Here is a 25,975-nt window from a genome sequence, read left to right as displayed (position 1 = left end):
GCGCTGATTGCGGTAAGTTGCGCGCTACGTTGTGCGCGACGTTGTGCGGTGCATCAACGAAACACACTGCAAGCCGCCGCGCCACCGCAAGCTAAACTACACAGACTGACCGATTGAAACGCCAGGGAAGCGCCGCTTTAAAGAGGGGCAGCGGATTGTGAAGCACGGCTGCCGCCACCGTCCCCGGATCATTATTTTGTTTTGTCCCCTACGCCATGAATACTGCCAACCGCAAACGCCTTCCCGGCACCCAGCTGGATTTCTTCGACACGCGTGCCGCTGTCGACGCAATCCAGCCCGGCGCCTATGACAAGCTGCCGTACACCTCGCGCGTGCTGGCCGAAAACCTCGTGCGCCGCTGCGATCCGGTGACGCTGACGGCATCGCTCAAACAGATCATCGAACGCAAGCGCGAGCTGGATTTTCCGTGGTTCCCCGCGCGTGTGGTCTGTCATGACATTCTCGGCCAGACCGCTTTGGTCGATCTCGCCGGTTTGCGCGATGCAATCGCCGCTCAAGGCGGCGATCCGGCGATGGTCAACCCGGTCGTGCCGACGCAGCTCGTAGTGGATCACTCGCTCGCCGTCGAGTGCGGCGGGTTCGATCCGGACGCGTTTGCGAAGAACCGCGCTATTGAAGATCGCCGCAATGAAGACCGCTTCGACTTCATCAACTGGACCAAGCGCGCGTTCAAGAACGTCGACGTGATTCCGCCGGGCAACGGCATCCTGCATCAGATCAACCTGGAGCGCATGAGCCCGGTGGTGCAGGTGAAAGACGGCGTGGCTTTCCCCGATACGCTGGTCGGCACCGACTCGCACACGCCGATGGTGGATGCGCTCGGCGTGATCGCAGTAGGTGTGGGCGGTCTGGAAGCCGAGAGCGTGATGCTGGGCCGCGCGTCTTATATGCGCCTGCCGGATATCGTTGGTGTGGAACTGACGGGCAAGCCGGTTGAAGGCATCACCGCGACCGACATCGTGCTCTCGTTGACCGAATTCCTGCGCAAGGAAAAAGTGGTCGGCGCGTACCTCGAGTTCTACGGAGCAGGCACAGCCAACCTGACGCTCGGCGATCGCGCGACCATCGCCAACATGGCGCCCGAATTCGGCGCAACGGCGGCGATGTTCTATATCGATGAGCAGACCATCAAGTACCTCAAGCTCACCGGCCGCGACGATGAACTCGTCAAACTCGTCGAGACCTACGCGAAAGAAACCGGCCTGTGGGGCGATACGCTGCAACACGCCGAATACGAGCGCGTGTTGAAGTTCGATCTGTCGACCGTGGTGCGCACGCTTGCGGGGCCGTCGAATCCGCATCGTCGTTTGCCGGTTTCGGAACTGGCCGCGCGCGGTATCAGCGGCAAGGTGGAGAACGAGCCGGGCCTGATGCCGGACGGCGCCGTGATCATCGCTGCGATCACGAGCTGTACGAACACCAACAACCCGCGCAACATGATCGCCGCTGGTTTGCTGGCGCGTAATGCCAATCGATTTGGATTGACGCGCAAGCCGTGGGCGAAGACTTCGCTCGCGCCGGGATCGAAGGCCGTCACGCTGTATCTGGAAGAGGCGGGCCTGCTGCCGGAACTGGAGCAATTGGGATTCGGCGTGGTCGCGTATGCGTGCACGTCGTGTAACGGCATGTCGGGTGCGTTGGATCCGGTGATCCAGAAGGAAATCGTCGATCGCGATCTGTATGCGACAGCTGTGCTGTCCGGCAACCGTAACTTCGACGGCCGTATCCATCCGTATGCGAAGCAGGCCTTCCTGGCTTCGCCGCCGCTGGTGGTGGCTTATGCGATTGCGGGCACGATTCGCTTCGATATCGAGAAGGATGTGCTTGGCGTCGATGCTGACGGCAATGCGATCAAGCTGAAGGACATCTGGCCGACGGATGAAGAGATCGATGCGATCGTCGCTTCGAGCGTGAAGCCCGAGCAGTTCCGCAAAGTGTATGAGCCGATGTTTGCTGTCTCGGTCGATACGGGAGAGAAGGCCGATCCGCTGTATGACTGGCGTCCGATGAGTACGTATATTCGCCGTCCGCCGTATTGGGAAGGTGCGCTTGCCGGCGAACGTACGCTGAAGGGCATGCGTCCGCTGGCTGTGCTGGGCGACAACATCACGACCGACCACCTGTCGCCGTCGAATGCGATTCTGGCGGATAGCGCGTCGGGCGAGTACCTCGCCAGGATGGGTTTGCCCGAAGAGGACTTCAACTCGTACGCAACCCACCGCGGCGATCACCTGACCGCGCAGCGCGCCACCTTCGCGAACCCGACGCTGAAGAACGAAATGGTGCTGGAAAACGGCAAGGTGAAGGCGGGTTCGTTGGCCCGCATCGAGCCCGAGGGCAAGGTGACGCGCATGTGGGAAGCGATTGAAACCTACATGGAGCGCAAGCAACCGTTGATCGTGATTGCCGGGGCCGACTACGGTCAAGGTTCGTCGCGCGACTGGGCGGCCAAGGGTGTGCGGCTTGCCGGCGCGGAAGCGATTGTGGCCGAAGGGTTCGAGCGAATTCACCGCACGAATCTGGTGGGCATGGGCGTGTTGCCGTTGGAATTCAAACCTGGCGTGAATCGTCTCACGCTTGCTATCGACGGTACGGAAACCTTCGACGTGATCGGCGAACGCCAACCGCGCGCTGACCTCACGCTCGTGATTCATCGCAAGAGCGGCGAGCGCGTGGAGGTGCCGGTGACGTGCCGATTGGACACTGCGGAAGAGGTGTCGATCTACGAAGCCGGCGGCGTGTTGCAACGCTTCGCGCAGGACTTTCTCGAATCGACCAAGGCTGCGGCTTAAGGTTCTAAAAACGATCTCATCAGGACATCAACTTTCATGGCCCACAAACCTCAGATCAAGATTCCGGCGACTTACATGCGTGGCGGTACCAGCAAAGGCGTGTTCTTTCGGTTGCAGGATTTGCCGGAGGCGGCCCAGGTGCCGGGCGCTGCGCGTGACGCGTTGTTGATGCGTGTGATCGGCAGCCCGGATCCTTATGGCAAGCAGATCGATGGCATGGGCGGCGCGACGTCGAGCACGAGCAAGACGGTCATCATCGCGAAGAGCAGCAAGCCGGATCACGATGTGGATTATTTGTTCGGGCAGGTTGCTATCGATAAGGCTTTCGTCGATTGGAGCGGGAACTGCGGGAATCTTTCTGCGGCGGTCGGGCCGTTTGCGATTAGCGCGGGTTTCATCGATGCGAGCCGGATTCCGCACAACGGTGTGGCGATTGTGCGTATCTGGCAGGCGAATATCGGCAAGACGATCATCGCGCATGTGCCGATTACCGATGGCGCTGTGCAGGAAACGGGCGACTTCGAACTCGATGGTGTGACGTTTCCCGCTGCCGAGGTTCAGCTTGAGTTCATGAACCCGGCTGCCGAAGAAGAGGGCGCTGGCGGCGCGATGTTCCCGACAGGCAATCTTGTGGATGACCTCGAGGTGCCCGGTGTCGGCACGCTGAAGGCCACGATGATCAATGCCGGTATTCCGACCATTTTCATCAACGCGGAATCGGTCGGTTATAAGGGTACCGAACTACAGGACGCTATCAATAGCGACGATAAGGCGCTGGCGATGTTCGAAACCATTCGCGCGCACGGTGCGGTGCGGATGGGGCTCATCAAGAGTATCGATGAGATCGCGACGCGGCAGCATACGCCGAAGGTTGCTTTTGTCGCGAAGCCTGCTGAGTACGTTGCTTCGAGCGGTAAGCGTGTTGGTGCGGGTGACGTCGATCTGCTGGTGCGGGCGATGTCGATGGGCAAGCTGCATCACGCGATGATGGGGACGGCGGCGGTAGCGGTCGGAACGGCCGCGGCGATTTCGGGGACGTTGGTGAATCTTGCCGCTGGTGGCGGCGCGCGCGAAGCGGTGCGGTTTGGTCATCCGTCGGGGACGTTGCGGGTGGGTGCCGAGGCGCGCGAGGAAGGCGGCGAGTGGATCGTGACTAAAGCGATCATGAGCCGCAGTGCGCGGGTGTTGATGGAAGGGTGGATCAGGGTGCCGACGCCGGAGGCTTGAGGGTGATGGCCCGTTAGCCTTGGTGTTGCTGACGGGCTGAATATCCGCGCTCGACGAAAAACCTCATCGAGCGCGCAAGTGCGTGTAAATTCGAAGCCGGTGGTTTCCGACCTGCCACTGCGTCTTCGAATGGGTCGTCATCCGAGTCAGTCCTATCAGTCGTAAGGGAGCCGGTATGAGCACGAAGCAGAGCAAGAAAGAACATCTGGTGGCCGCGGCGTCGCATCACGAGCAGGCAGCGCGATTTCACCACGGTGCGTCGCGGCATTTCGAGGCGGGTAAGGATTATGCCCACACCGCGCATCAGGCGATGTTGGCCCACGGTCACACCTTGCATGCGATCGATGAAGCACATGATGCGGGTGCACATAGCGCCAGTCCGCCGCCGATAGCATCTGCAGCGGTGGCCCCTAGCGCAATTGGTGCAACTGCAGCAAAACATCACGCGGCGGCAGCGGAGCTTCACTTGGAGGCAGCGCAGCATATGCGTCATGCTGCGAAGCTATTCGATCAGGACCGTAGCGCAGTCGCCCACGACGCGCAGCTAGCGCTCTCGCTTGCACTGCGCGCTTTGTCGCATGGCAACGAAGCAGCCAAACTATTTCTTAAACTCGCTCCGGCTGAAACTTCGTGACTGGCGCTGGTTGAATTTGAACCCGCGGCGCCGGGTTCAGCAGCATGTTTCAGCGTGGAGCGGTTCGGATGTTCCGGCGCTTTACTGGGGACTATGCCTTCCAGCCAGCAAGTCCGCCGCGATGGATTTCGCATGCGCGACCGCCTCGTTTGGATCAGGGAATACGCCGAGCTGCTCCCAATGCTCTTCGACCGCATAAGTGCCTCTCACGCCGAGAGCCCTTTGTACGCGCAATTGCGCCGCGTACTTGCCGTCTTCCAGTGGTCGAGCAGTTGCAATCACCTTGTGCGGGAGATCGGGTCGCTCCGGTTGTTTCAACTCGACAGGACCGCCCGGTACGCCGATATCGGTCAACGCGTTCCTCGCCTTGCAGTCTGGGCAGTAGAAGCACCACCCCTCGTCCTCACGAATCGATCTGACCTGCCCACGGGCCAGCACAGCACGACATTCAACGTTTTCGCAGATGAACGGCATAGCAGTCTCCGGAGTTGTTTGCGGAAATCCTAGCATGCCCTTCGACAGTTAACCATCGGCAATATTGCCGTGCCTGTTCTGTGTGATTTTTGTAATCCCACTTGCTCCTTCTGCAAGCCCTCAAGCGCGGGTCGGCGCAATTGCGGCACGTGGCCGTAGCGTCGCCATGATCAGGTACATGCCGCCGCCGATCACCACGCCGAAGAACCATCCATAGGTATTCCACCAGACCGGCAGCAGGTTGGTGAAGTTAGGCAGGAAGGTGGAGAACACGCTGCCGACCGCCGCGGAGACCAGCGCGTTGATGTTCCAACCGCCCTCGTAGCGGTACTCGCCGTACTCCTGATAGAGCGCCGCGACGTTGATGTTGCCCTTGGCCACGAGGTAGTAGTCCACCAGAATGATCCCCAGCAGCGGGCCCATGGTGGCGCCGATGGCGTTGACGAAGTGCGCGGCGTTGCCTTCCCACGGCGCGAACGGGTAGAGCACCAGCGCGATGGCCGCGGCGATGTAGCCGCCTCTCTTGAAGCTGATCCGCTTGGGGAACGCGTTGGAGATGTCGAACGCGGCCGAGACGAAATTGGCCACCACGTTAATGCCCAGTGTGGCGATCGCGAAGGTCAGGGCCGCGATGAGGGCCAGCACCCAGCTGTCGAACTTGGCCGAGATCTGTTCGGGGTGGAGCAGCACTTCGCCGTAGACCTTGAAGGCGGCAATCGTGGTGACGCCGGCGACCAGCGAGAAGGCGATCAGGTTGACTGGCAGGCCCCATAGGTTGCCTTTTTTCACGGCGTTGCGGTTTTTTGCGTAACGGGAGAAGTCACAGAAATTCAGGTACAGCGCGGCGAAGTAGGTGATCCAGGTTGCGCCTACTGCCATTAGTGCCCAGAACGAGCCGGGGTCGCCGCTGACGCCGGCGTCTTTGGTTTTGTCGAGTAATGCGCTCATTGGAATGCCGTGGCTGAAGGAGAAGCCGCCGGCTTTGACGCATAGGCCGATCGCCAGGATTAGCATCGCGACCCACACTGCGGGGCCGGCCCAGTCCTGGAACTTGCGGACCGTCTCCATGCCTTTCTGGATGATGAGTAGTTGCAGCGCCCAGATGATCACGTAGCAGATTACTTCTAGTCCTGAGTGGCCTAGCCATAGGGTGTTTTTGTGGAAGGCCATTAGGGTGTCGCTGCGGATCAGGAGCGCGACCATTGCGCCTGAGGCGGCTGCTGTTTGGGCGCCGTACCAGAAGCAGGCCACCACTGCTCGGACCAGAGCTGCGAGGTTGGCGCCCCAGACGCCGAAGGAGGCGCGGGCCAGCACTGGGTAAGGAACGCCGGTTTTTTCGCCGGCGTAGCCGATCAGGTTCATCAGCGCGAAGATCACTAGCGAGCTGAGGCCGATGGCTATGACGAAGTTGATGAAGCTGCCGCACAGGAGGAACAGGCTGGCGGCGAGGTAGTAGCCCCACAGGCTGTGCACGTCCGATGTCCAGACGTTGAAGATGCTGAAGGCGCCCCAGTTGCGCTGCCTGGAGGGCGCCAGGTCTTCGTTGTAGAGGCCGGGGGAAGGGTCGCGGATTTCCATCTGTTATCTCCTTTGAGCTCGTGGAACTTAGGAAACACCGCCGGACACTCCATAGGGGGAGATGACCCTGCGTTTTAAGGCCGCTAGTTTGCGAGAGTTGCGTTTTTGTTTTGGCGTGTTGTTTTGTTTTGAATGGGTTAACCCTGGCGAGGGTTTGGGCTGGTGGGACCCTACTGCCCATTCCGACGCTCATGGCCGTCGTTGCAGGTTCGCCGTGGTAATTTTTATGAACGTCCTGTGAGAGCATTATTGCCTGAGCAGAAAAGCTACGGCAAGTCGATGTGGGGGGCTGGCTTTTTGTCTCAGCCGCAGGTGGCTTTCGTTAGAATCTGTTTTCGATCCATATATTCGTCTATAACCGGAGACAAACGTGCCAGGCTTACTTCCCGATGTCGACCGCGAGGGACTCCTCGAATATTCAGTCGTTTACACCGACCGATCAATCAATCATATGTCGCAGCTCTTTCAAGGAGTCATGCGCGATATTTCCGGTTCTCTGAAGAAAGTCTACAACGCGAAGTCGGCCGTTGTCGTCCCGGGCAGCGGGACTTTCGGCATGGAAGCCGTTGCCCGGCAGTTCGCAACAAACAGGAAGTGTCTTGTCATCCGGAATGGCTGGTTCAGTTTTCGCTGGTCGCAGATTTTCGACATGGGCGGCATTCCGTCTGAATCGATCGTGCTGAAGGCGCGCCCGGTCGAACAAGGGAGACAGGCTGCCTATGCACCGCCACCGATCGAAGACGTGGTCGCTGCGATCAGGGAAAACAAGCCGGATCTGGTCTTTGCGCCGCATGTCGAAACCGCATCCGGGATCATGCTGCCGGACGCTTATTTGCGCGCGGTGGCCGACGCTGTGCATGCCGTCGACGGCATGTTTGTACTGGATTGCATTGCCTCCGGCACAGTCTGGGTCGACATGAAGGCGAGCGGCGTTGACGTCCTGATCAGCGCGCCGCAAAAGGGATGGAGCGCGTCGCCGTGCTGCGGGCTGGTCATGCTTAGCGAGCTTGCCCGCGAAAGAATCGACGGAACGACGAGCACCAGTTTCGCTTGTGATCTTCGCAAATGGCTGCAGATCATGGAAGCCTACGAGAACGGTGCGTTCGCGTACCACGCCACGATGCCCACGGACGGTCTCGCTACGCTGCGTGACGTCATGAAGGAGACCGAGGCATACGGCTTCGATAAAGTGAGAGTAGAGCAGCTTGAACTCGGCAAGCGGGTTCGCTCACTCCTCGTGGACAACGGTTTCAAAAGCGTGGCGGCGGAAGGTTTTGAGGCTCCGGGCGTCGTCGTCAGCTACACGGACGATGACGGAATACGATCCGGCAAGAAGTTCGCTGATGCCGGCTTGCAGATCGCGGCTGGCGTTCCCCTTCAATGCGACGAGCCTGAAGATTTCAAGACCTTCCGCATTGGGTTATTCGGGTTGGACAAACTGCATGACGTTGAAGGTGCGGTGGCCAGGCTCGCGAAGGCGCTGGATAGTATTCTTTAGAGCGTTTTTGCTTTTTGCGGGGGATGTGCGTATGGCTTGTCATTGCGACCGCCTTGGTAGGAGGAACCTGAAGCCTGGCGGACAGGCTATGCGCGCTATTCGGCCTTTCCGGTCATACAAGTGTCCTCCGTATTGCGGTCGGCGAATGGCCGCTTCGGTGGAAAGTCTTGGGCAGCAGACGGACGCGGCGCGGACGCTCAATTTACGGACTCACTCGATCCAGTCGACGATTTCCGCCATGGGCGACGTTTCGTGTTTGACTGCGTGGTCGTGACTCAGGTTCGCCTCTTTAAATTAAATTATAGTGGCTGGCGCTGACGAGCGCCGACGCGTCCGCGCAGGTGACAGTTCGCGAAAATGGCGTGCGCTGCCAGGCGGCGCTCGACGCAGCCGGCCTGAAAACGGCGGCCCGGAACCACTCGCCGAACGCATGCGGCGCGCCGTTGCAGATGAAAAGCTCGTACGGTTTCTGGGCCATGCGCAGCTACTTAGTAAACCCGCCATTTTCCTCCGGCTGACCAGGCGGTCCCAGTCGCCGTAGGGGCACGGCATCGGCGCTTTTAGGGACTCGGCGACATCAACCGGTGCCACGGGCTTGATTGATGCTCACAGCGCCGTAGTGTTGGACGAAGAAGCCAGGGCGCCGGCTACGCATGATCCCGCAGCCGTCTCGACACTCCTTCTTTGTCAGTTCCGTTTCTCCCGATCACGGCTGCCTCGATTCTGATCTCGCCGCGCGTCTATCCGTGCCCTGAGGCCGGAGATTGTCCATCCAATCAGCAGACGCGCGGTTTTGCTCGACAGACCTTGATTTCCGGCTTACCCGGTAACGGCAGCCGCGCAATTCTCTCCGCCTCTGCGCGCTTGAGTCCGAGTGCCTGCAGCACGACCGTCGCAGCGCGCTCGGCGAAGTTCTGTTCATCGAGTCCAGATGCGTTCTGCCGCTCGACTACTGGTGTGACGCGGGCGGAAGAGTGCAGCTCCGCTGCGATTGCCGCGAAGATGATGCCCGTAACGGAAATGAGACACAGGAAGTGATCGGAGACGACAAAACGTTTCGCGGAAATACCACCGTGACTATCGCACAGCAGTCGCTGACCTAGACCCCAGCTCAGCGCACGCACCGAAAAACCCTCGCGGATAAGGAGCTGTCCCCACACCGGCTCGCGGCGGGCGCGCATCAGCGTATGGCGCACACAGACGGAGACGACTTCTGCCGGATCGGACAGTCCGCTGGCGAGGCGGTCGAGCATATCGGCAAACTCCTCGAACACCCACTCGACGAGCGCGGCAAAAATCCCTTCCTTCGACTCGAAGTGGTTGTAGAAGGAGCCGAAACCGACGTCTGCGGCTTCGGTGATGTCGCTGATGGCCACCGAATTCATCCCTTTTTCGGCTACTAACCTGAGCGCTGCGTCGAGCAGGCGGGCACGAGTCTCCCGCTTGCGGCGGCCGCCGCGCGGCTGGTGCCCTTCCGTCGCCTCGGCCGAAGCTGACAGCTTTTGCGCGCGCTGTCGGTTTGCACGGGCGTTCGGGGTATCACGCATCTCGGCTCCAAGTTTTTGACTGTCATAGGTTGGATTTAAGAATCATAGTTGACAATATAATCAGTTATGTATCTAATGTCACTGTTGCAGGGGATAAGTGACAGCGTAGACAGACGAATTGAGCTGCGACGGCATCCGGAACCGGGTGTTGCCGCGCTGAAGACGAGTCATCGACCGTCGCTCACATCCACCAGCGCCGGGCTCGGGACGAGGATCGTTTTACGCTCGTTCTTCATCCGTTTCGTGGGAGTGTGCCGCGTGCGATGACGAAGTATGAAGAGTTGCAAGCGGTTTGTATCAGACGCAGCGAGTAGGAATACTAAGTTACAAGTATGCCGGATCGAGCGATCGCGCGCCTGGCAAGGCATGCCGCCAGATACACCGTGTCTTCCGATGCCTCGCCCATTTTTATTGCTGGACCATCACCTGCCTTGTGAACATCGTGAAACTTTCCGGTCTTAACGCGCAGACGCTTGCGCGCCCCTTCGTGTCGTCCATCGCCCGGCGATCCCTCCGAGGACGTCTTTTGCTTGCTGCTGGCGGCACAATGCTGCTGGCGGCTTGCCACCAGAGCAAAACCGTCGCTCCCGAGCCCAAGCCCGTCGTCGCTGTCACGGTTCATCCCGACGGGCGCACGGCAAGCGCCTCGTTGCCGGCTCAGATACAGGCGCGGTATTCGACGCCTCTTTCGTTCAGGGTTGGAGGCAAGATCACCGAACGGCGGGCGCGCATCGGCGATACCGTCAAGGCGGGACAGGCCGTTGCGCTGCTCGACCCTACCGATCTGCGCCATAACCTGGTCAACGCACGAGCGCAGCTCGACGCCGCCGAACATCGCCTCGTGTACGCCAGGCAGCAGCTCGATCGCGACCGCGCTCAGGCGCAGGCAAACCTGATCGCAACGGCGCAGATGGAGCAGACTCAGGACACCTACGCTTCCGCCCTCGCGCAGCGCGATTCGGCGCTCGCCCAAATGGCGCTCGCCACGGATCACCTGCACTACGCCACGCTCACGGCAGACCACGACGGCGTCATCACGTCGGAGGACGTCGACACCGGCCAGAACGTTCAGGCAGATCAAGCCGTCTATCACCTCGACTGGACGGGAGACGTGGATGTCGTCTGCGACGCGCCCGAGCGGACGCTTGGCGCATTGACCGTCGGCAGCAATGCGCGCGTAAGCCCGTCCGCGCTGCCCGGTAAGACTTTCGAGGCCCGCGTGCGTGAGGTGTCGCCGGCCGCCGATCCGCAAAGCCGCACCTGGCGCGTGAAGCTTACGCTGGCCGCGCCGAGCCCCGAAGTTCGCCTCGGCATGACGGCGAATGTCACGTTCGATGCCGTCGCCGACGCGCCAACGGCACGCCCGTTCGCGCTGCCTGTGACGGCGCTCTTTCACAAAGGCGAGGACCCCGCTGTTTGGGTGGTGCGCGCGAGCAGCGACACCCTTGAGCTGCGCCCTGTCAACGTCGCGCGCTACAACGAGCGCACGGTCTCCGTCACCGGCGGCCTGCACGACGGCGACCGCGTCGTGATGCAAGGCGTACACGCAGTGAGCGCAGACGAACACGTGCAGGCAATAGCCCCGTTGCACCCCGAGGATTTTTCTTCATGAACGCACGCGACCGTGAAACTGCGCGTGACAGCGCGCCCGTCGCCCCCTCCGACGCCGGGGCACATGGCGAAGGCGGCTTCAATCTCTCCGCGTGGGCGTTGCGCCATCAGCAGCTCGTGATCTTTCTGATCGGGCTTGCAACCCTGTTCGGCGTGATCGGTTATACGCAACTTGCGCAATCGGAGGACCCGCCGTTCACGTTCCGGACCATGGTGGTCAAAACTTACTGGCCGGGCGCAACTGCCCGCGAGGTGCAGGAACAGATCACGGACCGGATCGGCCGTCAGTTGCAGGCCGCGCCGTACGTCGACAACATCAAGAGTTACTCGCGGCCCGGCGAGTCGATGATCTTCTTCGCCATGAAGGACTCGGCGCCGGTCAAGGACGTCCCCGAGACCTGGTACCAGGTGCGCAAGAAAGTGGGCGACATCGCGGCGACGCTGCCCAAGGGGACGGTTGGACCGCTTTTCAACGACGAGTTCGGTGATGTCTACACGAACATCTATGCGCTCGAAGGCGACGGCTTTACGCCTGCGCAACTGCACGACTACGCGGACCAGTTGCGCACGGTCCTGCTGCGCGTGCCCGGTGTCGCCAAGGTCGACTACTTTGGCGACCCTGACCAGCGCGTCTTCGTCGAGATGTCGAATGCGGAGCTGACGGGGCTCTCTATCACCCCGCAGCAGCTCGCCCAGGCAATCGACGCACAAAATACCGTTGCGCCCGTTGGCACCATTACAACGACGGACGACCGCGTGTTCGTGCGACCGAGCGGCGCGGTCAAGGACGTGCAGGCACTCGCCGACACGCTCATTACCGTGAACAAACGCACGTTCCGGCTCGGTGACATCGCGAAGATCACGCGCGGCTACGACGATCCGCCCGTCACCCAGATGCGCGTCGGGGGGCAGGCGGTGCTCGGTATCGGCGTGACGATGCAAAAAGGCGGTGACGTGATTAGCCTCGGCAAGGCGCTCGACGCGAAAGCCGCCGAACTGCAGGCTGCAATGCCGGCGGGACTCAAGCTGGCTCCCGTCTCGAGCATGCCTCACGCGGTCAAGCATTCGGTGGACGAGTTCGTCAGGTCGGTCGGCGAAGCGGTAGCCATTGTGCTGGTCGTGAGCCTCGTTTCGCTCGGCCTGCGTACTGGCATGGTCGTCGTGATCTCGATTCCGATCGTGCTCGCCGTGACGGCGCTGTGCATGCATGTGTTCAATATCGGGCTGGACCAGGTCTCCCTTGGCACGCTCGTGCTCGCGCTTGGGCTGCTCGTCGACGACGCGATCATCGCCGTCGAAACGATGGCCGTGAAGCTCGAGCAGGGGTGGAGTCGCATGCGCGCGGCGGCCTTTGCCTACACGACCACGGCATTCCCGATGCTGACCGGCACGCTCGTGACGGTATCGGGCTTCCTGCCGATCGCACTTGCGAAATCGAGCACGGGCGAATACACGCGCTCGATCTTCGAAGTGTCGGCCATTGCGCTGATCGTATCGTGGTTCGCGGCCGTCGTGCTGGTCCCCTTGCTGGGCTTTCACATGCTGCCAGAGCGAAAGAGCCACGAGAGTGGCGGGCACCATCACGAGCATGATATTTACAACACCGGCTTCTACCGGCGCCTGTCGGATTGGGTCACATGGTGTATCGAGCGTCGCTGGGCCGTGCTCGGCGTCACTGCCGTGCTCTTTGCGATCGCGATGGCGGCCTTCACGCGCGTGCCGCAACAGTTCTTCCCCAACTCTGAACGGCCAGAGCTGCTCGTGGACATTCGGCTGCCAGAAGGCGCTTCGTTCGAGGCGACCCTGCGTGAAGCGAAGCGCCTGAAAAAGGCGCTCGACGGCAATCCCGGAATTGACCACTTTGTCGACTTTGTGGGCACCGGCGCACCGCGCTTCTACCTGCCGCTCGACCAGCAACTTCAGCAGCCGAACTTCGCGCAGTTCGTGATCACGGCCAAAAGCGTCGAAAACCGCGACGAGTTGATGCACTGGCTCGATGCCAAACTCGGGAGAGAGTTCTCCGGCGTGCGCACGCGTGTGGCGCGACTCGAGAACGGTCCGCCCGTGGGATTCCCGATCAAGTTCCGGGTGAGCGGCAACGACATTGCGACCGTGCGCTCTATTGCTGAAAAGGTCGCCGAGAAGGTCCGCGCCGATTCCCGTACGCGCGATGTCCAGTTCGACTGGGATGAGCCGGCGGAACGGTCGATCTCGTTCGAGATCGATCAGATCAGGGCGCGCCAGCTTGGCGTGTCGTCGGAGGACGTATCGAACTTCCTGGCGATGACGCTTTCCGGCTATACGGTCACGCAATTGCGCGAGCGCGACAAGCTGATCAACGTCGATCTGCGTGCGCCGAAGAGCGAGCGCGTCGATCCTGCGCAGCTCACAAGCCTCGCGATTCCGACGCCGAACGGCCCGGTTCCGCTCGGTTCCCTCGGACATGTTCGGAACACGCTCGAGTATGGGGTGATCTGGCAGCGCGACCGCCAGCCGACGATCACCGTGCAGGCCGACATTCGGGGCAACGCGCAGGGCATCGACGTGACCCGCGATATCGAGCACGCACTCGCGGAGCAAAAAGCCACGCTGCCGGTCGGCTATCGGATCGACGTGGGGGGCTCGGTTGAGGAAAGCGTGAAAGGCCAGAACTCGATCAACGCCGAGATGCCGCTCATGATCATCGCCGTGCTGACGCTGCTCATGATCCAGCTGAAGAGCTTCCTGCGGACGTTTATCGTCGTGCTGACAGCGCCGCTCGGGCTGATCGGCGTCGTGGCCGCGCTGCTCCTGTTCGGCAAACCCTTCGGTTTCGTCGCGTTGCTCGGCGTGATTGCCATGTTCGGCATCATCATGCGCAACTCCGTGATTCTGGTCGATCAGATCGACCAGGACATCGCAGCGGGGCACGGGCGTTTCGACGCGATTATCGGTGCAACCGTAAGGCGCTTCAGGCCGATCATGCTGACGGCGGCCGCCGCCGTGCTCGCCTTGATTCCGCTTTTGCATTCCGCGTTCTTCGGGCCCATGGCGACCGCGCTGATGGGTGGTATCACGATCGCCACGGCACTGACCGTTTTCTTCCTGCCGGCGCTCTACGCGACGTGCTTCAGGATCCGGCGCGACGAGTGCGGGATGCAACCGGTTGTCGTCGAGCATACGGAGATCTGATCATGAAGCTTGCCTATAAGACATCCGTTCTCGCAGTGGCTACGGCGCTCGCGCTGACGGCCTGCTCGTTCGGCCCCAGCGGCGAGTCGCCGGCGATGCCTTCGCCCCAGCACTACGGGGCGCAGGCGCAGCCCTCGAACACGGTTGCCGCAGGCGGTATTGCGCAACAGTTCGATATCGGCGCGACATCGGTGCCGCAGTGGTGGCGGCTTTACCGGTCCGACGCGCTCGATGCACTCGTCGACGAAGGCCTGCGCAACAGCCCGACGCTTGCAGGTGCGCAGCGAACGCTCGCGGCCGCGCAAGAGGGACTGCGCGCGCAGGTCGGCGCATCCACGCTACCGTCAGTCGACGGTGTCGCCCAGGTTGAACGCGCGCGTTCACCCGTCGTGCCGGGGCTCGGCCCTGAGCAGGTGCAGTACAACTTTTTCGCCGGGCAGCTTCAGGCGCACTACACATTCGACTTATTCGGCCAGACGCGCTACGCCAACGCGGCTGCTGCCGCACGCGTGAATGTGCAGGGGTATGAGCTGGAAGCGGCCCGGCGCGCGCTCGCCGCCAACATCGTTGGCACGGCGATCAATGCGGCGGCGCTCGATCGTCAGATCGCGCTCACCGAACGGCTCGTCGCCGTGGCGAGCGCAACTGCAAACGATGATCAGCAACGATACGTGCTCGGCTCCATTTCGCACGTGCAGGCGCTCAACTCGACGCAGGACGCTGATTCGATCGCGGCGAGTCTTCCGGCCTTGCGCCAGCAGCGCACCTCTGCCGTCCACGCGCTGGCGGTACTGATGGGCCGTACGCCGGATAACGCACCGACCGTTCCCGATCTCGATAGCCTGTCTTTGCCCGACCATGTGCCGGTCGTCGTCCCGTCGGATCTTCTGCGTTCGCGTCCCGACATTCAGGCAGCCGACGCCGCCTTGAAGGCCGCCGCGGCCGACGTTGGCGCTGCGACCGCGCAACTCCTTCCGAGCCTGTCACTGACGGCCTCGATGGGCCGCGGCGGCTTCAGCTGGCCTGCGATTCTTTCAGGCGCGGGCGGGCTCTGGGCGATCGGTGCGGGCCTGTCGCAGCCGCTCTTCCACGGTGGGGCGTTGTTCGCGCAACGCAGAGCCTCGATCGATACCTACGATGCCGCGGTTCTGCACTACAAGTCGACGGTCCTGTCGGCATTCCAGGATGTCGCGGATTCGCTTGCCGCACTGGACAACGACGCGCAGACGCTGGCATCAACCGAAAGAGCGGCACAGACAGCCCATGCGGCATTCGACGAAACGGCGTCGCGCGCCCGGCTGGGTTCCCTGCCGTCAACGGCACAGCACGCCAGCGAGCAGCGATTTCTCAATGCACAGCTTGCCGCAGTACGGGCCGGGAGCCAGCGCATGAGCGATACCGCTGCACTGTTCCAGGCGATGGGCGAATTGCCGGGCGATCCGCCGCAAGCATCATCAAGAGAATGACCTTGCGTCACGAGCTAGTGTCCGGCGCGGCGCAATGAGCGGATCGCCCGGTCACCTCCAGGGTCTGGGGAACGCATTTAAAACTGGGAAGCGGACGGTCCAAAAGAAGCGGACGCGTATCGAAGCCTTGATCGGGTTAAAACGATGGACCAAACTTGTAACCGCAAATATTCGACCAAGTTCGCGTGTGTTCGTGAAGAACACCGCAATAGCAGTACGGACGACGACTATCGCTTGCGAAAAAAAGTTGATGACCTATGTATCGCGCTCTTCGATCGCTGGTGCGGGCGCCGCGAGATTACTCCCCTCATTTATCTGCTGCACGCGTGGCCCTTATTCCCGTCGAAACCTCATCCAGTCAAAAAGCTGGCGGCAGCGCTCCGCGATCTCTCAATGTTCCATGCGGAAACACTTGACGATATGGACCGCGAATTGATTGATAACCTCCATGCCATAACGGGCCATGACGGATGATCGCGACAGCTGATTGGGCGCCGCTCGAACAGTGCGCGTCAGATCAAGCCGGGCAAACTGGGCGCGTCTGGATGCACGACATTCGCGCGGTTGAGCCGAGCCAGAACCGGAAACAGATTGATGGACAAGGCCGACCGGAACGCACCTTTGCTCATCCTGCCGGGTCGATGACCCCAATCCCGTAACGTACCTTATCGTCGCCGGTCTCATTGCGCATCGACTTTTTCCTCGACGAGCGGCAACGCTCGCGTTGCAATCTTCTCCGCCTCGGCGCGCTTGAGCCCGAGTGTTTGCAGAAGTGTTGCTGCCGTGCGCTCGGCGAAGTGCTCTCCGCTGAATCCAAGTTCGTCGAGCAGCTGCGCCGCTGGCGCGCCCGGTGCGACGAAATTCAGTTCGGCTGCAACTGCCGCGAGCACGGTGCCGCCCACCGAAAGAAAGCCGATGAACGGATCAGCGACCACGAAGCGCCTGGCGGCAATACCGTTACCAATATCCCGCAGCAGCCGCTGACCCAGCCCGCGGCTCAGCATGCCTGCTGAAAACCCTTCGCGTATCAGGAAGCGTCCCCATACGGGATCGCGCCGCGCACGCATCAGGGTATGACGCACCGAGACGGCGATCACTTCTGCGGGGTCGGACAGGCCCCCGGCGAGACGATCGAGCATGTCGGCGAATTCCTCGAACACGTTGTCCACAAGCGTCTCGTAGATGGCTTCCTTCGACTCGAAGTGGTTGTAGAACGAGCCGAAGCCGACGTCGGCGGCCTCGGTAATTTCGTTGATAGCTACGCCTTCCATGCCCTTTTCAGCCATCAGCCTCAAGGCAGCGTCGAGCAGGCGGGCGCGCGTCTCGCGCTTGCGACGGGCACCGCGCGGCTCGCGTTCTTCGGGTACGGCAACCGGGGAAACTGGCGCCGCACGGGTAGGGCGCTTTGCTGTCGGGCGATTTGAAGTGTTCGGCATGATCGGTCCAGTTTTAGCCATACCGAAGTATAGATGCTATTGTCTACATTGACAAAATCATCATCTATGACTTTAATGTCACTAACGGCCGACTAGCGCCGGTCTAACAAACAGCAGACGGAGTGATTGTGGAGACAGCAGCAAAAGATGGTTCGGCGCCGTGCAGCCGGGATGGCGAGGGTCGTGCGCCGATTGGGGCATTTCCGTCGGCCGTAGATGTTTTACTGGTGGGTTGCGGACCGGTAGGTGCCACGATTGCGAATCTGTTGGCACGGCACGGCGTGAACGTGATGGCTGTCGACAGGGCGACTGAGGTATTCATGGCGCCCCGTGCGATCGCGCTCGATAACGAAGCGCTGCGCATCCTTCAGCTTGCCGGCGTCGCGGAGAGCGATTTCGAGACGATTGCAATACCGTACGTCCGCATGCGGTCGCCCATGCTGGGCCTGTTCGGCAGGGTGAATTCGCTGGGCAGTCTGGATGGCCACCCGAAGCTCGTCACCTTCTACCAGCCAGACCTGGAGCGGTGTCTGCGCGCCCGGCTCGAGACGTACGATTGTGCGCATATCGCGTTGGGGGTCGAGCTCAGGAGCTTCACGGAGGAACGGGATCATGTGCTCGCATCTTTAGATCTTGGCCAGGGGCGCACTCATGTGGTACGGGCCCGCTATCTGGTCGGCGCGGACGGGGCGAGTTCATTGGTCCGCCAGCTCATCGGGCAGGAATTCAAGGGCAAGACGTTCGCCGAGGACTGGCTGATCGTTGATGCCCGCCACGTACCGCGTCCGATCGATCACATCGAGTTCATCTGCGATCACCGTCGGCCGATCCCGCATATGGTCGCGCCTGGCGGCCGTGAACGCTGGGAATTCATGCTGCGGCCTGGCGAGAATCGCGAGGAAATGGAGTCCGAGACGCGTATCCGGGAGTTGCTTTCCCCCTGGGGCAATCTGGAAGAGATGCTCATCGAGCGGAAGGCCGTGTATCGCTTCCATGCGCGCGCTGTCGATGCATTCAGCAAGGGCCGGGTGTTCCTGGCGGGCGACGCGGCCCACATCACGCCCCCTTTCGTCGGGCAGGGGTTGGTCGCAGGCCTTCGGGACGCCGCTAACCTTTGCTGGAAGCTCGCATGGGTCGTGAATGGACGTGCCGATGCAGGGATTCTCGATACCTATGACGAGGAGCGGCGCCCCCACGCTAAGGCGATGATCAACCTCGCGAAGTTCATGGGCAAGCTCGTCATGCCCCGGAGTGGTGTCGTCGCCTTATTGACCCACGGGTCGATGCGTCTGTCGAGACTGGTACCGCGCCTGCGCGCGCAATTCGAGGAGCTGCAGATCAAGCCGAAGAACGCATTCCGCCGGGGACTGTTCGTCCAGGGCCGCTCGCCGACGAAGCTTGTTCGTGGCGCTGTCATCGCGCAAGGCTGGGTGAGAGGTTCGGATGGCACCACGCGTCTGAGCGACGACGTGCTCGAGCAGGGTCTCGCGCTGATCGGGTTTGGCGTGGACGCGGCGGCTGCGCTCGAGCACGCGACGGCCGCAGCGTTTGCGCGTGCCGGAGGGCGCGTTGTCCAGATTGCCCATCGGGGGCAACGACTGCATCTTGCCCCGCGCGACAGCTGGGAAGACCTCGAAGGCGTATTTCTTCCCGGGCTGGTGCCCCTCGGGTGGGCTGCTGTAGTCCGGCCCGACAAGACGATCGTCCACGACGGCCCGGCCACCGATGCAAACCGTATCGTGCGCGAGAGTCTCGCCCTGCTGGGTAATCCCTTGAGCGTGCGGACTCCGGAAGTCGAAGCCGCTATTCGAACCGCCTGATTTCTTATCCGTTATGAAACTGACCACTGCACAGCCGGCTCGTCACCCCACTCCCACGACGAAAGCGTCGGCACTAGCCTATCTGATATTCGATCGGCCAGACCTCGAGAAAGCCGAGCAGTTTCTCAATGACTTTGGGCTTCGAACTGTATCGCGCGATGGATCGATCCTGCTGTTGCGGGGAACGGGTGCTTCGCATTTCTGCTATGTCGTCCGAAAGGCGCCCAAATCCCGGTTCGTTGGTTTTGGGCTGCAGGTCGACAACAGGTCCGATCTTGATGCACTTGCAAAAGTGCCTGGCGCCTCCGAGGCCGAACGGTCGTCCTTGCCCGGCGGCGGCTATATCGTACGGTTGACCGACCCTTCCGGCTTTTGCGTCGATGCAATATGGGGCCAGGCGCCAGCTTCGACGCTATCCCATAGGCCGCCGTTGCCGTTCAACTCTGTGGATCAGGCCGTCCGGATTAACGGGACGCAGCGACCGCCCGAGCGAGCGCCCGAAGTTATCCGGCTCGGACATGTCGTGCTCGAACTCGCCGACTATCAGGAAACCTGCGCATGGTATGCGCAGTATTTCGGCTTAATCCCAAGCGATGTGCAGGTGCTTCCCGATGGCTCGCCCGTCGTCGCGTTCATGCGGCTCGATCTTGGTGACAAGCCGGCAGATCACCATACGCTCGCGCTTGCACAAGGCTTCCTGCCCACCTACAGCCATAGCGCCTACGAAGTCGTTGACGCCGACGCGGTTGGCATGGGCCAGCGCGTCCTGCGCGAGAAGGGCTGGACGCACGCGTGGGGGATCGGCCGCCATATTCTGGGCAGCCAGATCTTCGACTACTGGCAGGACCCATGGGGCGACAAGCACGAGCACTACTGCGACGGCGATCTCTTTACGGCCGATGCGTCGACCGGTGTCCATGGCGTGAGCCGTGAGGCGATGGCGCAATGGGGACCGACGATGCCGCGCAGTTTCACAAAACCAAAATTCACGCCCATGAGCATCGTAGCGCTCTTCAGGAACCTGCGCCGCAGCCCCGACCTGACGCTGAGCAAACTGCGCACGCTGGCAAAGCTTTTCGCCTGAACCAACCCCTTCCATAGAATCCGGAGATCGAAAAATGGCACTTCACGTTCTGCATTATTTGCATCAAGACCGCGCCCAGTGGGGCGTGGTCGCTAATGGCGCTATCACGCCGATTCCCGGCGAATTCAGGTCGACCGCCGAGTTTATCGAGGCTAACCCGGTCGAGCGGCTTTTCCTGCTGAGCGGCCCGACGATTCCCGAATCGGAAGTGCAATGGTTGTCGCCCGTCACCGCCAATCAGCAGTTCATCTGCCAGGGCGCGAATTATCGCCAGCATATGATCGAGTCCGGCATGGACCCGGATGTGAAGAAATTCAACATGATCTTCACGAAGGCGACGAGCTGCATTGTTCCGGCCGACTCGCCCGTGGTTAAACCAGACGGGGTGCAGTTCCTCGACTACGAGATCGAACTCGGTCTCGTCCTCAGGCGCGACATTTCGTCCCGCGAAACTGTCACCGAGGAGAACCTGCATGAGTACATCGCCGGCGCCGTGATCGTCAACGACTATTCCGCGCGCGATATCCAGATTCCGCAAATGCAGTTCTACAAGGGCAAGAGCTATCGCACGTTTGGCCCTGTCGGCCCTTACCTCTGCCTCCTGGAGAAACAGGATATTTCAAAGCTGAAGGAGCTCGTGCTGACGCTGACGGTAAACGGAACGGTCCGGCAGAATGACTCCACGGCGGGCCTGGTCTATGGTCCGGCAGAGACCTTGACGGAGCTCTCAGGCATACACGACCTGCGCGCCGGGGACCTGCTCGCGACCGGCACGCCTTCCGGCTGCGCACTGAGCATTCCGTCACCCGAGAAGCTACGCGCCGCGGCGCAGCTGCCTGAAGCGGAGAAATGGCGTTTATTCCTGAAGATGCAGGAGGAAAGGCCACAGTATCTGCGCGTGGGTGACGTCGTAGAGGCGCATATCGCCAGTTATGACCGCGCGATCAATCTGGGCGTGCAACGCAACGTCGTTATGGACCCGGCGGCATGAAAGCCGTCGCAAACGTACAGGATGTCCTTGCCATTGAAACGCGGGGGCAGCCGGCGGATCTTCCCTCGAGTACCTACGAGATGATCTGTCGGGGCGCGGCCATCAATCCAGTGGCGCCCGCACTTTCGTTCTTCGCCACGGCCGACGACCGCCGGAACGCTGAGTGCTGGACGTATAGCGAACTCGTACGCGATGTCACGCGCACCGCGAACATGTTTGCGCGCCTGGGAGTGCAGCGGGACTCGGTTGTCGCATACGTTCTGCCCAACCTCCCAGAAACGCATTTCGTGATCTGGGGTGGGGAAGCCGCCGGGATTGTCTGCGCGATCAATCCGCTGCTTGAGAGTGAAGCCATCGGCGAACTGCTCAACGCCTCAGCGGCGAGCGTGCTCGTAACCCTGGCGCCGTTTCCCGGAACAGACCTTTGGGAGAAGGTGCAAGCGGTGCTGCACAAGCTCCCTTGCCTGCAGCATCTGGTGCTCGTGAATCCGGCCGAGCGCATCCCGGGCGACAAGGGATTCGCGGCCCGGGCGCTTCAACGTGGCGAGTGTTCAAGACTGCATGGGCCGGGCGGCGTTCATAGTGCGGTTCCTTCGCATGTTGGTATCCACGATTTTGGCACCGCCATCGCGGGAGAGTCCGGGGTGGCGCTCAACAGCACGCGTCGAACGAGCATCGACGATGTATCGTCTTTCTTCTGCACAGGCGGCACCACGGGACTGCCGAAGATTGCGGTTCGGCGGCACGGCAATGAGGTGGCCAATGCGTGGAACGCAGGTCAATTCTTCGGCGAAAGCATTGGTCCGGGGAAGACGATTTTCTGCGGGTTGCCGCTTTTCCACGTCAACGCCGTGATCGTGACAGGTCTGCTTGCGTTCTCGCGTGGCGCCCACATCGTGCTCGGCACACCGCAAGGTTATCGGGGCGAAGGCGTTGTCAAGCACTTCTGGGAAATCGTCGAGCACTACCGCATCAACTTCTTCAGCGGTGTCCCGACACTGTACGGATCGCTGCTGGACGTTCCGATTGGCGAGCGCGATATCAGCTCGCTCGAGTACGGGCTGTGCGGCGCCGCCCCCATGCCCGTGGAATTAATTCGCACTTTCCAAAATCGTACAGGAATCAGAATCCTTGAGGGCTACGGCCTCACGGAAGGTACCTGCGTTAGCAGCGTGAACCCGCCGCTTGGCGAGCGCAAGGTCGGTTCGATTGGTCTTCGTCTGCCCGGTCAGGCAATGAAAGCAGTGATGGTCGATGAGAGCGGCCGGTATGTACGGGATTGCGTTGCGGATGAGGTCGGCCAACTGGTTATCTCCGGACCAAACGTATTTGCTGGCTATACCCGGCCGGAGCAGAACAGTGGCATCTGGATGGAGGGTGGTGACGGCGGGCGCTGGCTTAACACCGGCGATCTCGGACGCTGTGACCCCGACGGTTACTTCTGGCTCACCGGCCGGAAGAAGGAACTGATTATCCGGGGTGGACACAACATCGACCCCGCAGCAATCGAAGAACCATTGCATCGCCATCCCGCAGTCCAGATCGCCGCAGCTGTAGGCCGTCCCGATATGCACGCGGGCGAGTTGCCGGTTGCCTATGTCCAGCTAAAGCCGGGCACAACGGCAACCGAAGCGGAATTGGCTGAGTTTCTGCGTCACGAGATCAACGAACGCGCCGCGTTGCCAAAGGGGATACGGATCGTGGATGCGATGCCGCTGACGGGCGTCGGCAAGATCTTCAAGCCGGCGCTGAAACGGCGCGAAACGGCAGACGCGCTGAAGTCGGCTCTCATAGAGGCTGGCGTCGAGGATGCAACCGTTAGCCTCATTGATGACACCTCGCGCGGGATTTCACTTCACGTCGAACTTGGCGATCCTGCGTTCGAAGCATTGGCGACTGCCGCGCTCGGACGCTTTCCGTTCGCATTTTCGATCTCGGCCGCCGGGAGACCATCGCGGGCGGAGCAGCCGACGGGGACGAACCCGGCAGCAACAGATGCGCAGGGCAGACCAACGTGACACGATCCACGGCATCAAAGGGACGCGTTCGGTCGCGCGACCGGATTAGAGATTAGTCGGGACGTACCCGCCGCGATGCCGCGTTCAGATGCCTGTCGGCGTATTTGGTTTAGTACACCTATTATTTTTTTTAAGGGAAAGAGGATGAGTATTGCATCAGAAAGATCTTTGCGTTCGCAGGTTGAAAAATGGCTCGGGCCGACTTCTTCGACGCCGGTTCGGGTTACCCGATTCAGCCGCGCTCGTTCGAATCAGAGACCGTGTGTGCGTATCGAGCTACTTCTACCGACAGGCCCGCTCGGATTCTTTTTCTTCCGGCACCGCGACGGTACGTGGTGCGTGTTCCCGCCTGAGACGGAACGTCTGGCCATGCATGCCTACTAGGCTACAGGGCGATCCGAGTATGTGGCATGTGTAGCGATACGAAATGAAGAAAGAAATCAATGGAGCAGATTCAGCTGCAGCGCCAATGATTCATAAAAATTTCCAGACATAGCGACAGGAGAAGAGACATGAGAAATTACAATCGCGCAATCAGTTCGGTCGGTGTGGCAGCTTGCATCTGCTCGGCCGCGCTTATCGACAATGCCAATGCGCAGTCTGCCGGAAGCATAACGCTGTCGACGGGATGGCTTCACATTGCGCCACAGGGTGACGCAACGCCACTAACCGTGGAAAGCATTGGCGGCGTAGCGGTGAATCAGCAGCTATCTGGTAGCGGAGCACATGCCAGCTCGACGGATACGGTGGGAATTACCACCGAGTACTACGTCACGGACAACATTGGTGTCGCCATGCTTTTTGGACTACCGATGAAGGTGAATCTGGTTGGCGAAGGGACGCTACAGAAGTATGGCAACCTCGGCACGACAAAGCCGATGCCGCCCGCCATCGAACTTCGATACCACCTGTTTTCAGCAGAATCGAAATTCCGTCCGTTCATAGGACTCGGCGTGAACTATACGTGGTTCACCCAGGTTCGGACAACCAATAGCCAATTCGTCACTGATAGCCTTGGTCCAGGCGGCTCGGCACGGGCGACACTCAGTTCATCGTGGAATCCTGTATTCGAGGTCGGGGCAAATTACGCAATTACAAAACACTGGTCGGTCGGAACCTCGCTCGGCTACGTTCCGGTGAAGACTCACCTTACGTTATACGGGCAGACCGCAACGGGAGCGCAGATCGTTTCCAGATCGACGCTCCGGATCAATCCGCTTAACGTCTTCCTGAACGTCGCTTATACGTTCTAGCGCGTACAGGTCGTCAATGCGTCAATCGAGAGGTTTGAATGCTCATTGAAGATATGGACGTTATTTTTCGCCGCCCGGACCTGGCTGCCGATGCGCGAACGCACGGTCAATTACGACACGTTGTGACACACGTCGCGGCAATGGGGCCCGGCGTTTCCGGGTCTTGATTCTCGCCCGCTTCCGCGCCTGTGATGGGTGCGTCCGGGATGGGGCGCTTCCGCGTCCCGACTGTCCGCTGTTCGGTACGACGATTCCACCCTTTGCCTTCACCTCAGCGTAGATTCAATGGTTCACATTGACAGAATAATCAATATTGAGTCTAATGTCATATTTGGCGTAACCAATGTCATAATGGAGGGCGGTGCCATGCACGCAGACACATCGCTGGCGCGCCGTCGGGAAGTTGCCAGGAACATCATGCATGTACCGCAAAAGCGCACACGAGGCGTGCTCGAGTCGTGTGAGAAACGAATTTTCAGAGCCCTCGACATTGGGGGCAATCGCAGTCATGAGGTCAAGACGTTCGTAGCGTCACTACCACTTCGAGGCCTTGGCATGAGGCCGTTGCAGTTGCGCCGCGGTGCCTCCGTTTTTGGGGTACTAGCCTTGGGCCGCTGTGCGGGCTTCGCTCGACTTACCTCGGAACGCCTGTCGACGCAATCTCCAGTCGGCGCGCGAGGTCAGCACGTGTGCGTCATCGACCGACGGCATTTTTACGCCTTCGAATACCTTGGCAGAAAGCCGGGCCGTATCAAATTCAATAGGCTGATAGAGCTCGCCGAGGCGACTTGATGAACGCAACGCTCCTATCAGCAATGGCGGCGCTGTTCGGTGCATCGATCGCTGGCCTGACATCCGTTGTCACGCAACGAACGCAGGCGAAGGCAGAGTGGCTTGCGCACGACCGCATCCGTCGGCAGGACCTCTATAAGGAGTTCATCGAGGAGGCGTCGCATTGCTATGTCCACGCGCTTCAGCACGATGAGCCGGACCTTGCTGCTCTCGTCAGTCTGTTCGCGAAGATAAGCCGTATGCGTGTCCAATCCTCGACAGAGGTTGCGAACGAAGCCGATCAGGTTGGGCGAAGGATTGTGGATACCTATGACGCCCCGGAAAGGACGTTCCTTCAACTGCGCGAAATGCTCGCCGAGGGTTCGATCGACATCCTCGGCCGATTCAGCGACGTTTGCCGCGCCGAATTCGATTCGCTGCGGGCGGAGCAGTTCTGAGTGAAGAATCAACCCGGAGCTTGCGGGAACCGTCGGGGTTGGGGTCTGAAATTGTCAAATCCCTTGTCGAGAGAATCTTTGCGAAAGCCGTCGTCTGACACCCGTGAACATGTGATGGCGCCGCC

General features: G+C 60.8%; 18 protein-coding genes. 14 read left to right on the top strand and 4 right to left on the bottom strand.

All coding sequences use genetic code 11. The annotated features are described in order from the left end of the window. Positions 1-215: 215 nt before the first annotated feature. The 3 genes from acnD (at position 216) to P0D84_RS34470 (ending at position 4,674) form a co-directional block, all read left to right on the top strand. Positions 216-2,813 (top strand): Fe/S-dependent 2-methylisocitrate dehydratase AcnD, encoded by a 2,598-nt coding sequence (gene acnD / locus P0D84_RS34480; protein WP_408344299.1) that lies wholly within the window; start codon positions 216-218, stop codon positions 2,811-2,813. A gap of 36 nt (positions 2,814-2,849) precedes the next feature. Beyond that, positions 2,850-4,040 (top strand): 2-methylaconitate cis-trans isomerase PrpF, encoded by a 1,191-nt coding sequence (prpF, locus tag P0D84_RS34475; RefSeq protein WP_408344296.1) that lies wholly within the window; start codon positions 2,850-2,852, stop codon positions 4,038-4,040. A gap of 175 nt (positions 4,041-4,215) precedes the next feature. Continuing rightward, the gene (locus P0D84_RS34470; protein ID WP_408344293.1) at positions 4,216-4,674 is read left to right on the top strand and encodes a hypothetical protein; all 459 of its coding nucleotides are present in this window, start codon (positions 4,216-4,218) and stop codon (positions 4,672-4,674) included. Positions 4,675-4,755: 81 nt separating this feature from the next. Here the strand turns inward: P0D84_RS34470 and P0D84_RS34465 are convergent, their stop codons facing one another. Then, positions 4,756-5,148, bottom strand: a complete 393-nt coding sequence (locus P0D84_RS34465) for a hypothetical protein (protein ID WP_408344290.1) — start codon at positions 5,146-5,148, stop codon at positions 4,756-4,758. A 120-nt stretch (positions 5,149-5,268) separates the two neighbouring features. After that, a complete protein-coding gene (locus P0D84_RS34460) occupies positions 5,269-6,726 on the bottom strand; it encodes an NCS1 family nucleobase:cation symporter-1 (RefSeq protein WP_408344287.1) in 1,458 nt (485 codons plus the stop codon). Between the two features lie 370 nt (positions 6,727-7,096). Between P0D84_RS34460 and P0D84_RS34455 the strand changes: the two genes are divergently transcribed. Then, positions 7,097-8,224, top strand: a complete 1,128-nt coding sequence (locus tag P0D84_RS34455; RefSeq protein ID WP_408344284.1) for an aminotransferase class V-fold PLP-dependent enzyme — start codon at positions 7,097-7,099, stop codon at positions 8,222-8,224. Between the two features lie 776 nt (positions 8,225-9,000). On the opposite strand, the gene P0D84_RS34450 is transcribed toward P0D84_RS34455, so the two are convergent. Continuing rightward, on the bottom strand, positions 9,001-9,771 hold the full coding sequence (locus tag P0D84_RS34450) for a TetR/AcrR family transcriptional regulator (RefSeq protein WP_408344282.1): 771 nt from the start codon (positions 9,769-9,771) through the stop codon (positions 9,001-9,003). A gap of 547 nt (positions 9,772-10,318) precedes the next feature. Between P0D84_RS34450 and P0D84_RS34445 the strand changes: the two genes are divergently transcribed. The 4 genes from P0D84_RS34445 to P0D84_RS34430 all read left to right on the top strand — a co-directional run bounded on the left by P0D84_RS34445 (position 10,319) and on the right by P0D84_RS34430 (position 16,493). After that, complete coding sequence (locus tag P0D84_RS34445; RefSeq protein WP_408346263.1) at positions 10,319-11,383, top strand: efflux RND transporter periplasmic adaptor subunit; 1,065 nt, start codon at positions 10,319-10,321, stop codon at positions 11,381-11,383. Next, positions 11,380-14,553 (top strand): efflux RND transporter permease subunit, encoded by a 3,174-nt coding sequence (locus P0D84_RS34440; protein WP_408344279.1) that lies wholly within the window; start codon positions 11,380-11,382, stop codon positions 14,551-14,553. Before P0D84_RS34445 ends, P0D84_RS34440 begins: the two co-directional genes overlap by 4 nt. Positions 14,554-14,555: 2 nt before the next feature. Next, positions 14,556-16,019, top strand: a complete 1,464-nt coding sequence (locus tag P0D84_RS34435; protein WP_408344276.1) for an efflux transporter outer membrane subunit — start codon at positions 14,556-14,558, stop codon at positions 16,017-16,019. Positions 16,020-16,163: 144 nt separating this feature from the next. After that, complete coding sequence (locus P0D84_RS34430) at positions 16,164-16,493, top strand: hypothetical protein (protein ID WP_408344274.1); 330 nt, start codon at positions 16,164-16,166, stop codon at positions 16,491-16,493. Positions 16,494-16,699: 206 nt separating this feature from the next. Here the strand turns inward: P0D84_RS34430 and P0D84_RS34425 are convergent, their stop codons facing one another. Next, complete coding sequence (locus P0D84_RS34425) at positions 16,700-17,455, bottom strand: TetR/AcrR family transcriptional regulator (protein ID WP_408344271.1); 756 nt, start codon at positions 17,453-17,455, stop codon at positions 16,700-16,702. Positions 17,456-17,646: 191 nt separating this feature from the next. Here P0D84_RS34425 and P0D84_RS34420 point away from each other — a divergent pair, with 191 nt between their 5' ends. From P0D84_RS34420 to P0D84_RS34395, 6 genes are all read left to right on the top strand, one after another. After that, a complete protein-coding gene (locus P0D84_RS34420) occupies positions 17,647-19,275 on the top strand; it encodes a bifunctional 3-(3-hydroxy-phenyl)propionate/3-hydroxycinnamic acid hydroxylase (protein WP_408346260.1) in 1,629 nt (542 codons plus the stop codon). Positions 19,276-19,288: 13 nt separating this feature from the next. Then, on the top strand, positions 19,289-20,359 hold the full coding sequence (locus P0D84_RS34415) for a VOC family protein (RefSeq protein ID WP_408344268.1): 1,071 nt from the start codon (positions 19,289-19,291) through the stop codon (positions 20,357-20,359). 34 nt (positions 20,360-20,393) lie between these two features. After that, entirely contained in the window at positions 20,394-21,350 is a 957-nt protein-coding gene (locus tag P0D84_RS34410) for a fumarylacetoacetate hydrolase family protein (RefSeq protein ID WP_408344265.1), read from the top strand. Next, positions 21,347-23,368 carry an acyl-CoA synthetase gene (locus tag P0D84_RS34405; RefSeq protein ID WP_408344262.1) on the top strand — a complete coding sequence of 674 codons (2,022 nt, stop codon included), beginning with the start codon at positions 21,347-21,349 and terminating at the stop codon, positions 23,366-23,368. The genes P0D84_RS34410 and P0D84_RS34405 overlap by 4 nt, the downstream gene beginning before the upstream one ends. 512 nt (positions 23,369-23,880) lie before the next feature. Beyond that, a complete protein-coding gene (locus P0D84_RS34400) occupies positions 23,881-24,621 on the top strand; it encodes an OmpW/AlkL family protein (RefSeq protein WP_408344259.1) in 741 nt (246 codons plus the stop codon). Positions 24,622-25,436: 815 nt separating this feature from the next. Then, on the top strand, positions 25,437-25,850 hold the full coding sequence (locus P0D84_RS34395; protein ID WP_408344256.1) for a hypothetical protein: 414 nt from the start codon (positions 25,437-25,439) through the stop codon (positions 25,848-25,850). Positions 25,851-25,975 lie beyond the last annotated feature (125 nt).

This window comes from Paraburkholderia sp. RL17-337-BIB-A (assembly GCF_046025895.1).
Taxonomy (GTDB): domain Bacteria; phylum Pseudomonadota; class Gammaproteobacteria; order Burkholderiales; family Burkholderiaceae; genus Paraburkholderia; species Paraburkholderia fungorum_C.
The sequence above is the reverse complement of the archived record's forward strand: the minus strand, read 5'-3'. Positions and strand labels throughout refer to the sequence as shown.

Coding starts and splice junctions, on each gene's coding strand:
- P0D84_RS34450 (WP_408344282.1), bottom strand. CDS start 9,771: ATGCGTGATACCCCGAACGCCCGTGCAAACCGACAGCGCGCGCAAAAG.
- P0D84_RS34400 (WP_408344259.1), top strand. CDS start 23,881: ATGAGAAATTACAATCGCGCAATCAGTTCGGTCGGTGTGGCAGCTTGC.
- P0D84_RS34440 (WP_408344279.1), top strand. CDS start 11,380: ATGAACGCACGCGACCGTGAAACTGCGCGTGACAGCGCGCCCGTCGCC.
- P0D84_RS34415 (WP_408344268.1), top strand. CDS start 19,289: ATGAAACTGACCACTGCACAGCCGGCTCGTCACCCCACTCCCACGACG.
- P0D84_RS34470 (WP_408344293.1), top strand. CDS start 4,216: ATGAGCACGAAGCAGAGCAAGAAAGAACATCTGGTGGCCGCGGCGTCG.
- P0D84_RS34410 (WP_408344265.1), top strand. CDS start 20,394: ATGGCACTTCACGTTCTGCATTATTTGCATCAAGACCGCGCCCAGTGG.
- acnD (WP_408344299.1), top strand. CDS start 216: ATGAATACTGCCAACCGCAAACGCCTTCCCGGCACCCAGCTGGATTTC.
- P0D84_RS34460 (WP_408344287.1), bottom strand. CDS start 6,726: ATGGAAATCCGCGACCCTTCCCCCGGCCTCTACAACGAAGACCTGGCG.
- P0D84_RS34395 (WP_408344256.1), top strand. CDS start 25,437: ATGGCGGCGCTGTTCGGTGCATCGATCGCTGGCCTGACATCCGTTGTC.
- prpF (WP_408344296.1), top strand. CDS start 2,850: ATGGCCCACAAACCTCAGATCAAGATTCCGGCGACTTACATGCGTGGC.
- P0D84_RS34465 (WP_408344290.1), bottom strand. CDS start 5,148: ATGCCGTTCATCTGCGAAAACGTTGAATGTCGTGCTGTGCTGGCCCGT.
- P0D84_RS34425 (WP_408344271.1), bottom strand. CDS start 17,455: ATGCCGAACACTTCAAATCGCCCGACAGCAAAGCGCCCTACCCGTGCG.
- P0D84_RS34405 (WP_408344262.1), top strand. CDS start 21,347: ATGAAAGCCGTCGCAAACGTACAGGATGTCCTTGCCATTGAAACGCGG.
- P0D84_RS34435 (WP_408344276.1), top strand. CDS start 14,556: ATGAAGCTTGCCTATAAGACATCCGTTCTCGCAGTGGCTACGGCGCTC.
- P0D84_RS34445 (WP_408346263.1), top strand. CDS start 10,319: ATGCTGCTGGCGGCTTGCCACCAGAGCAAAACCGTCGCTCCCGAGCCC.
- P0D84_RS34430 (WP_408344274.1), top strand. CDS start 16,164: ATGGACCAAACTTGTAACCGCAAATATTCGACCAAGTTCGCGTGTGTT.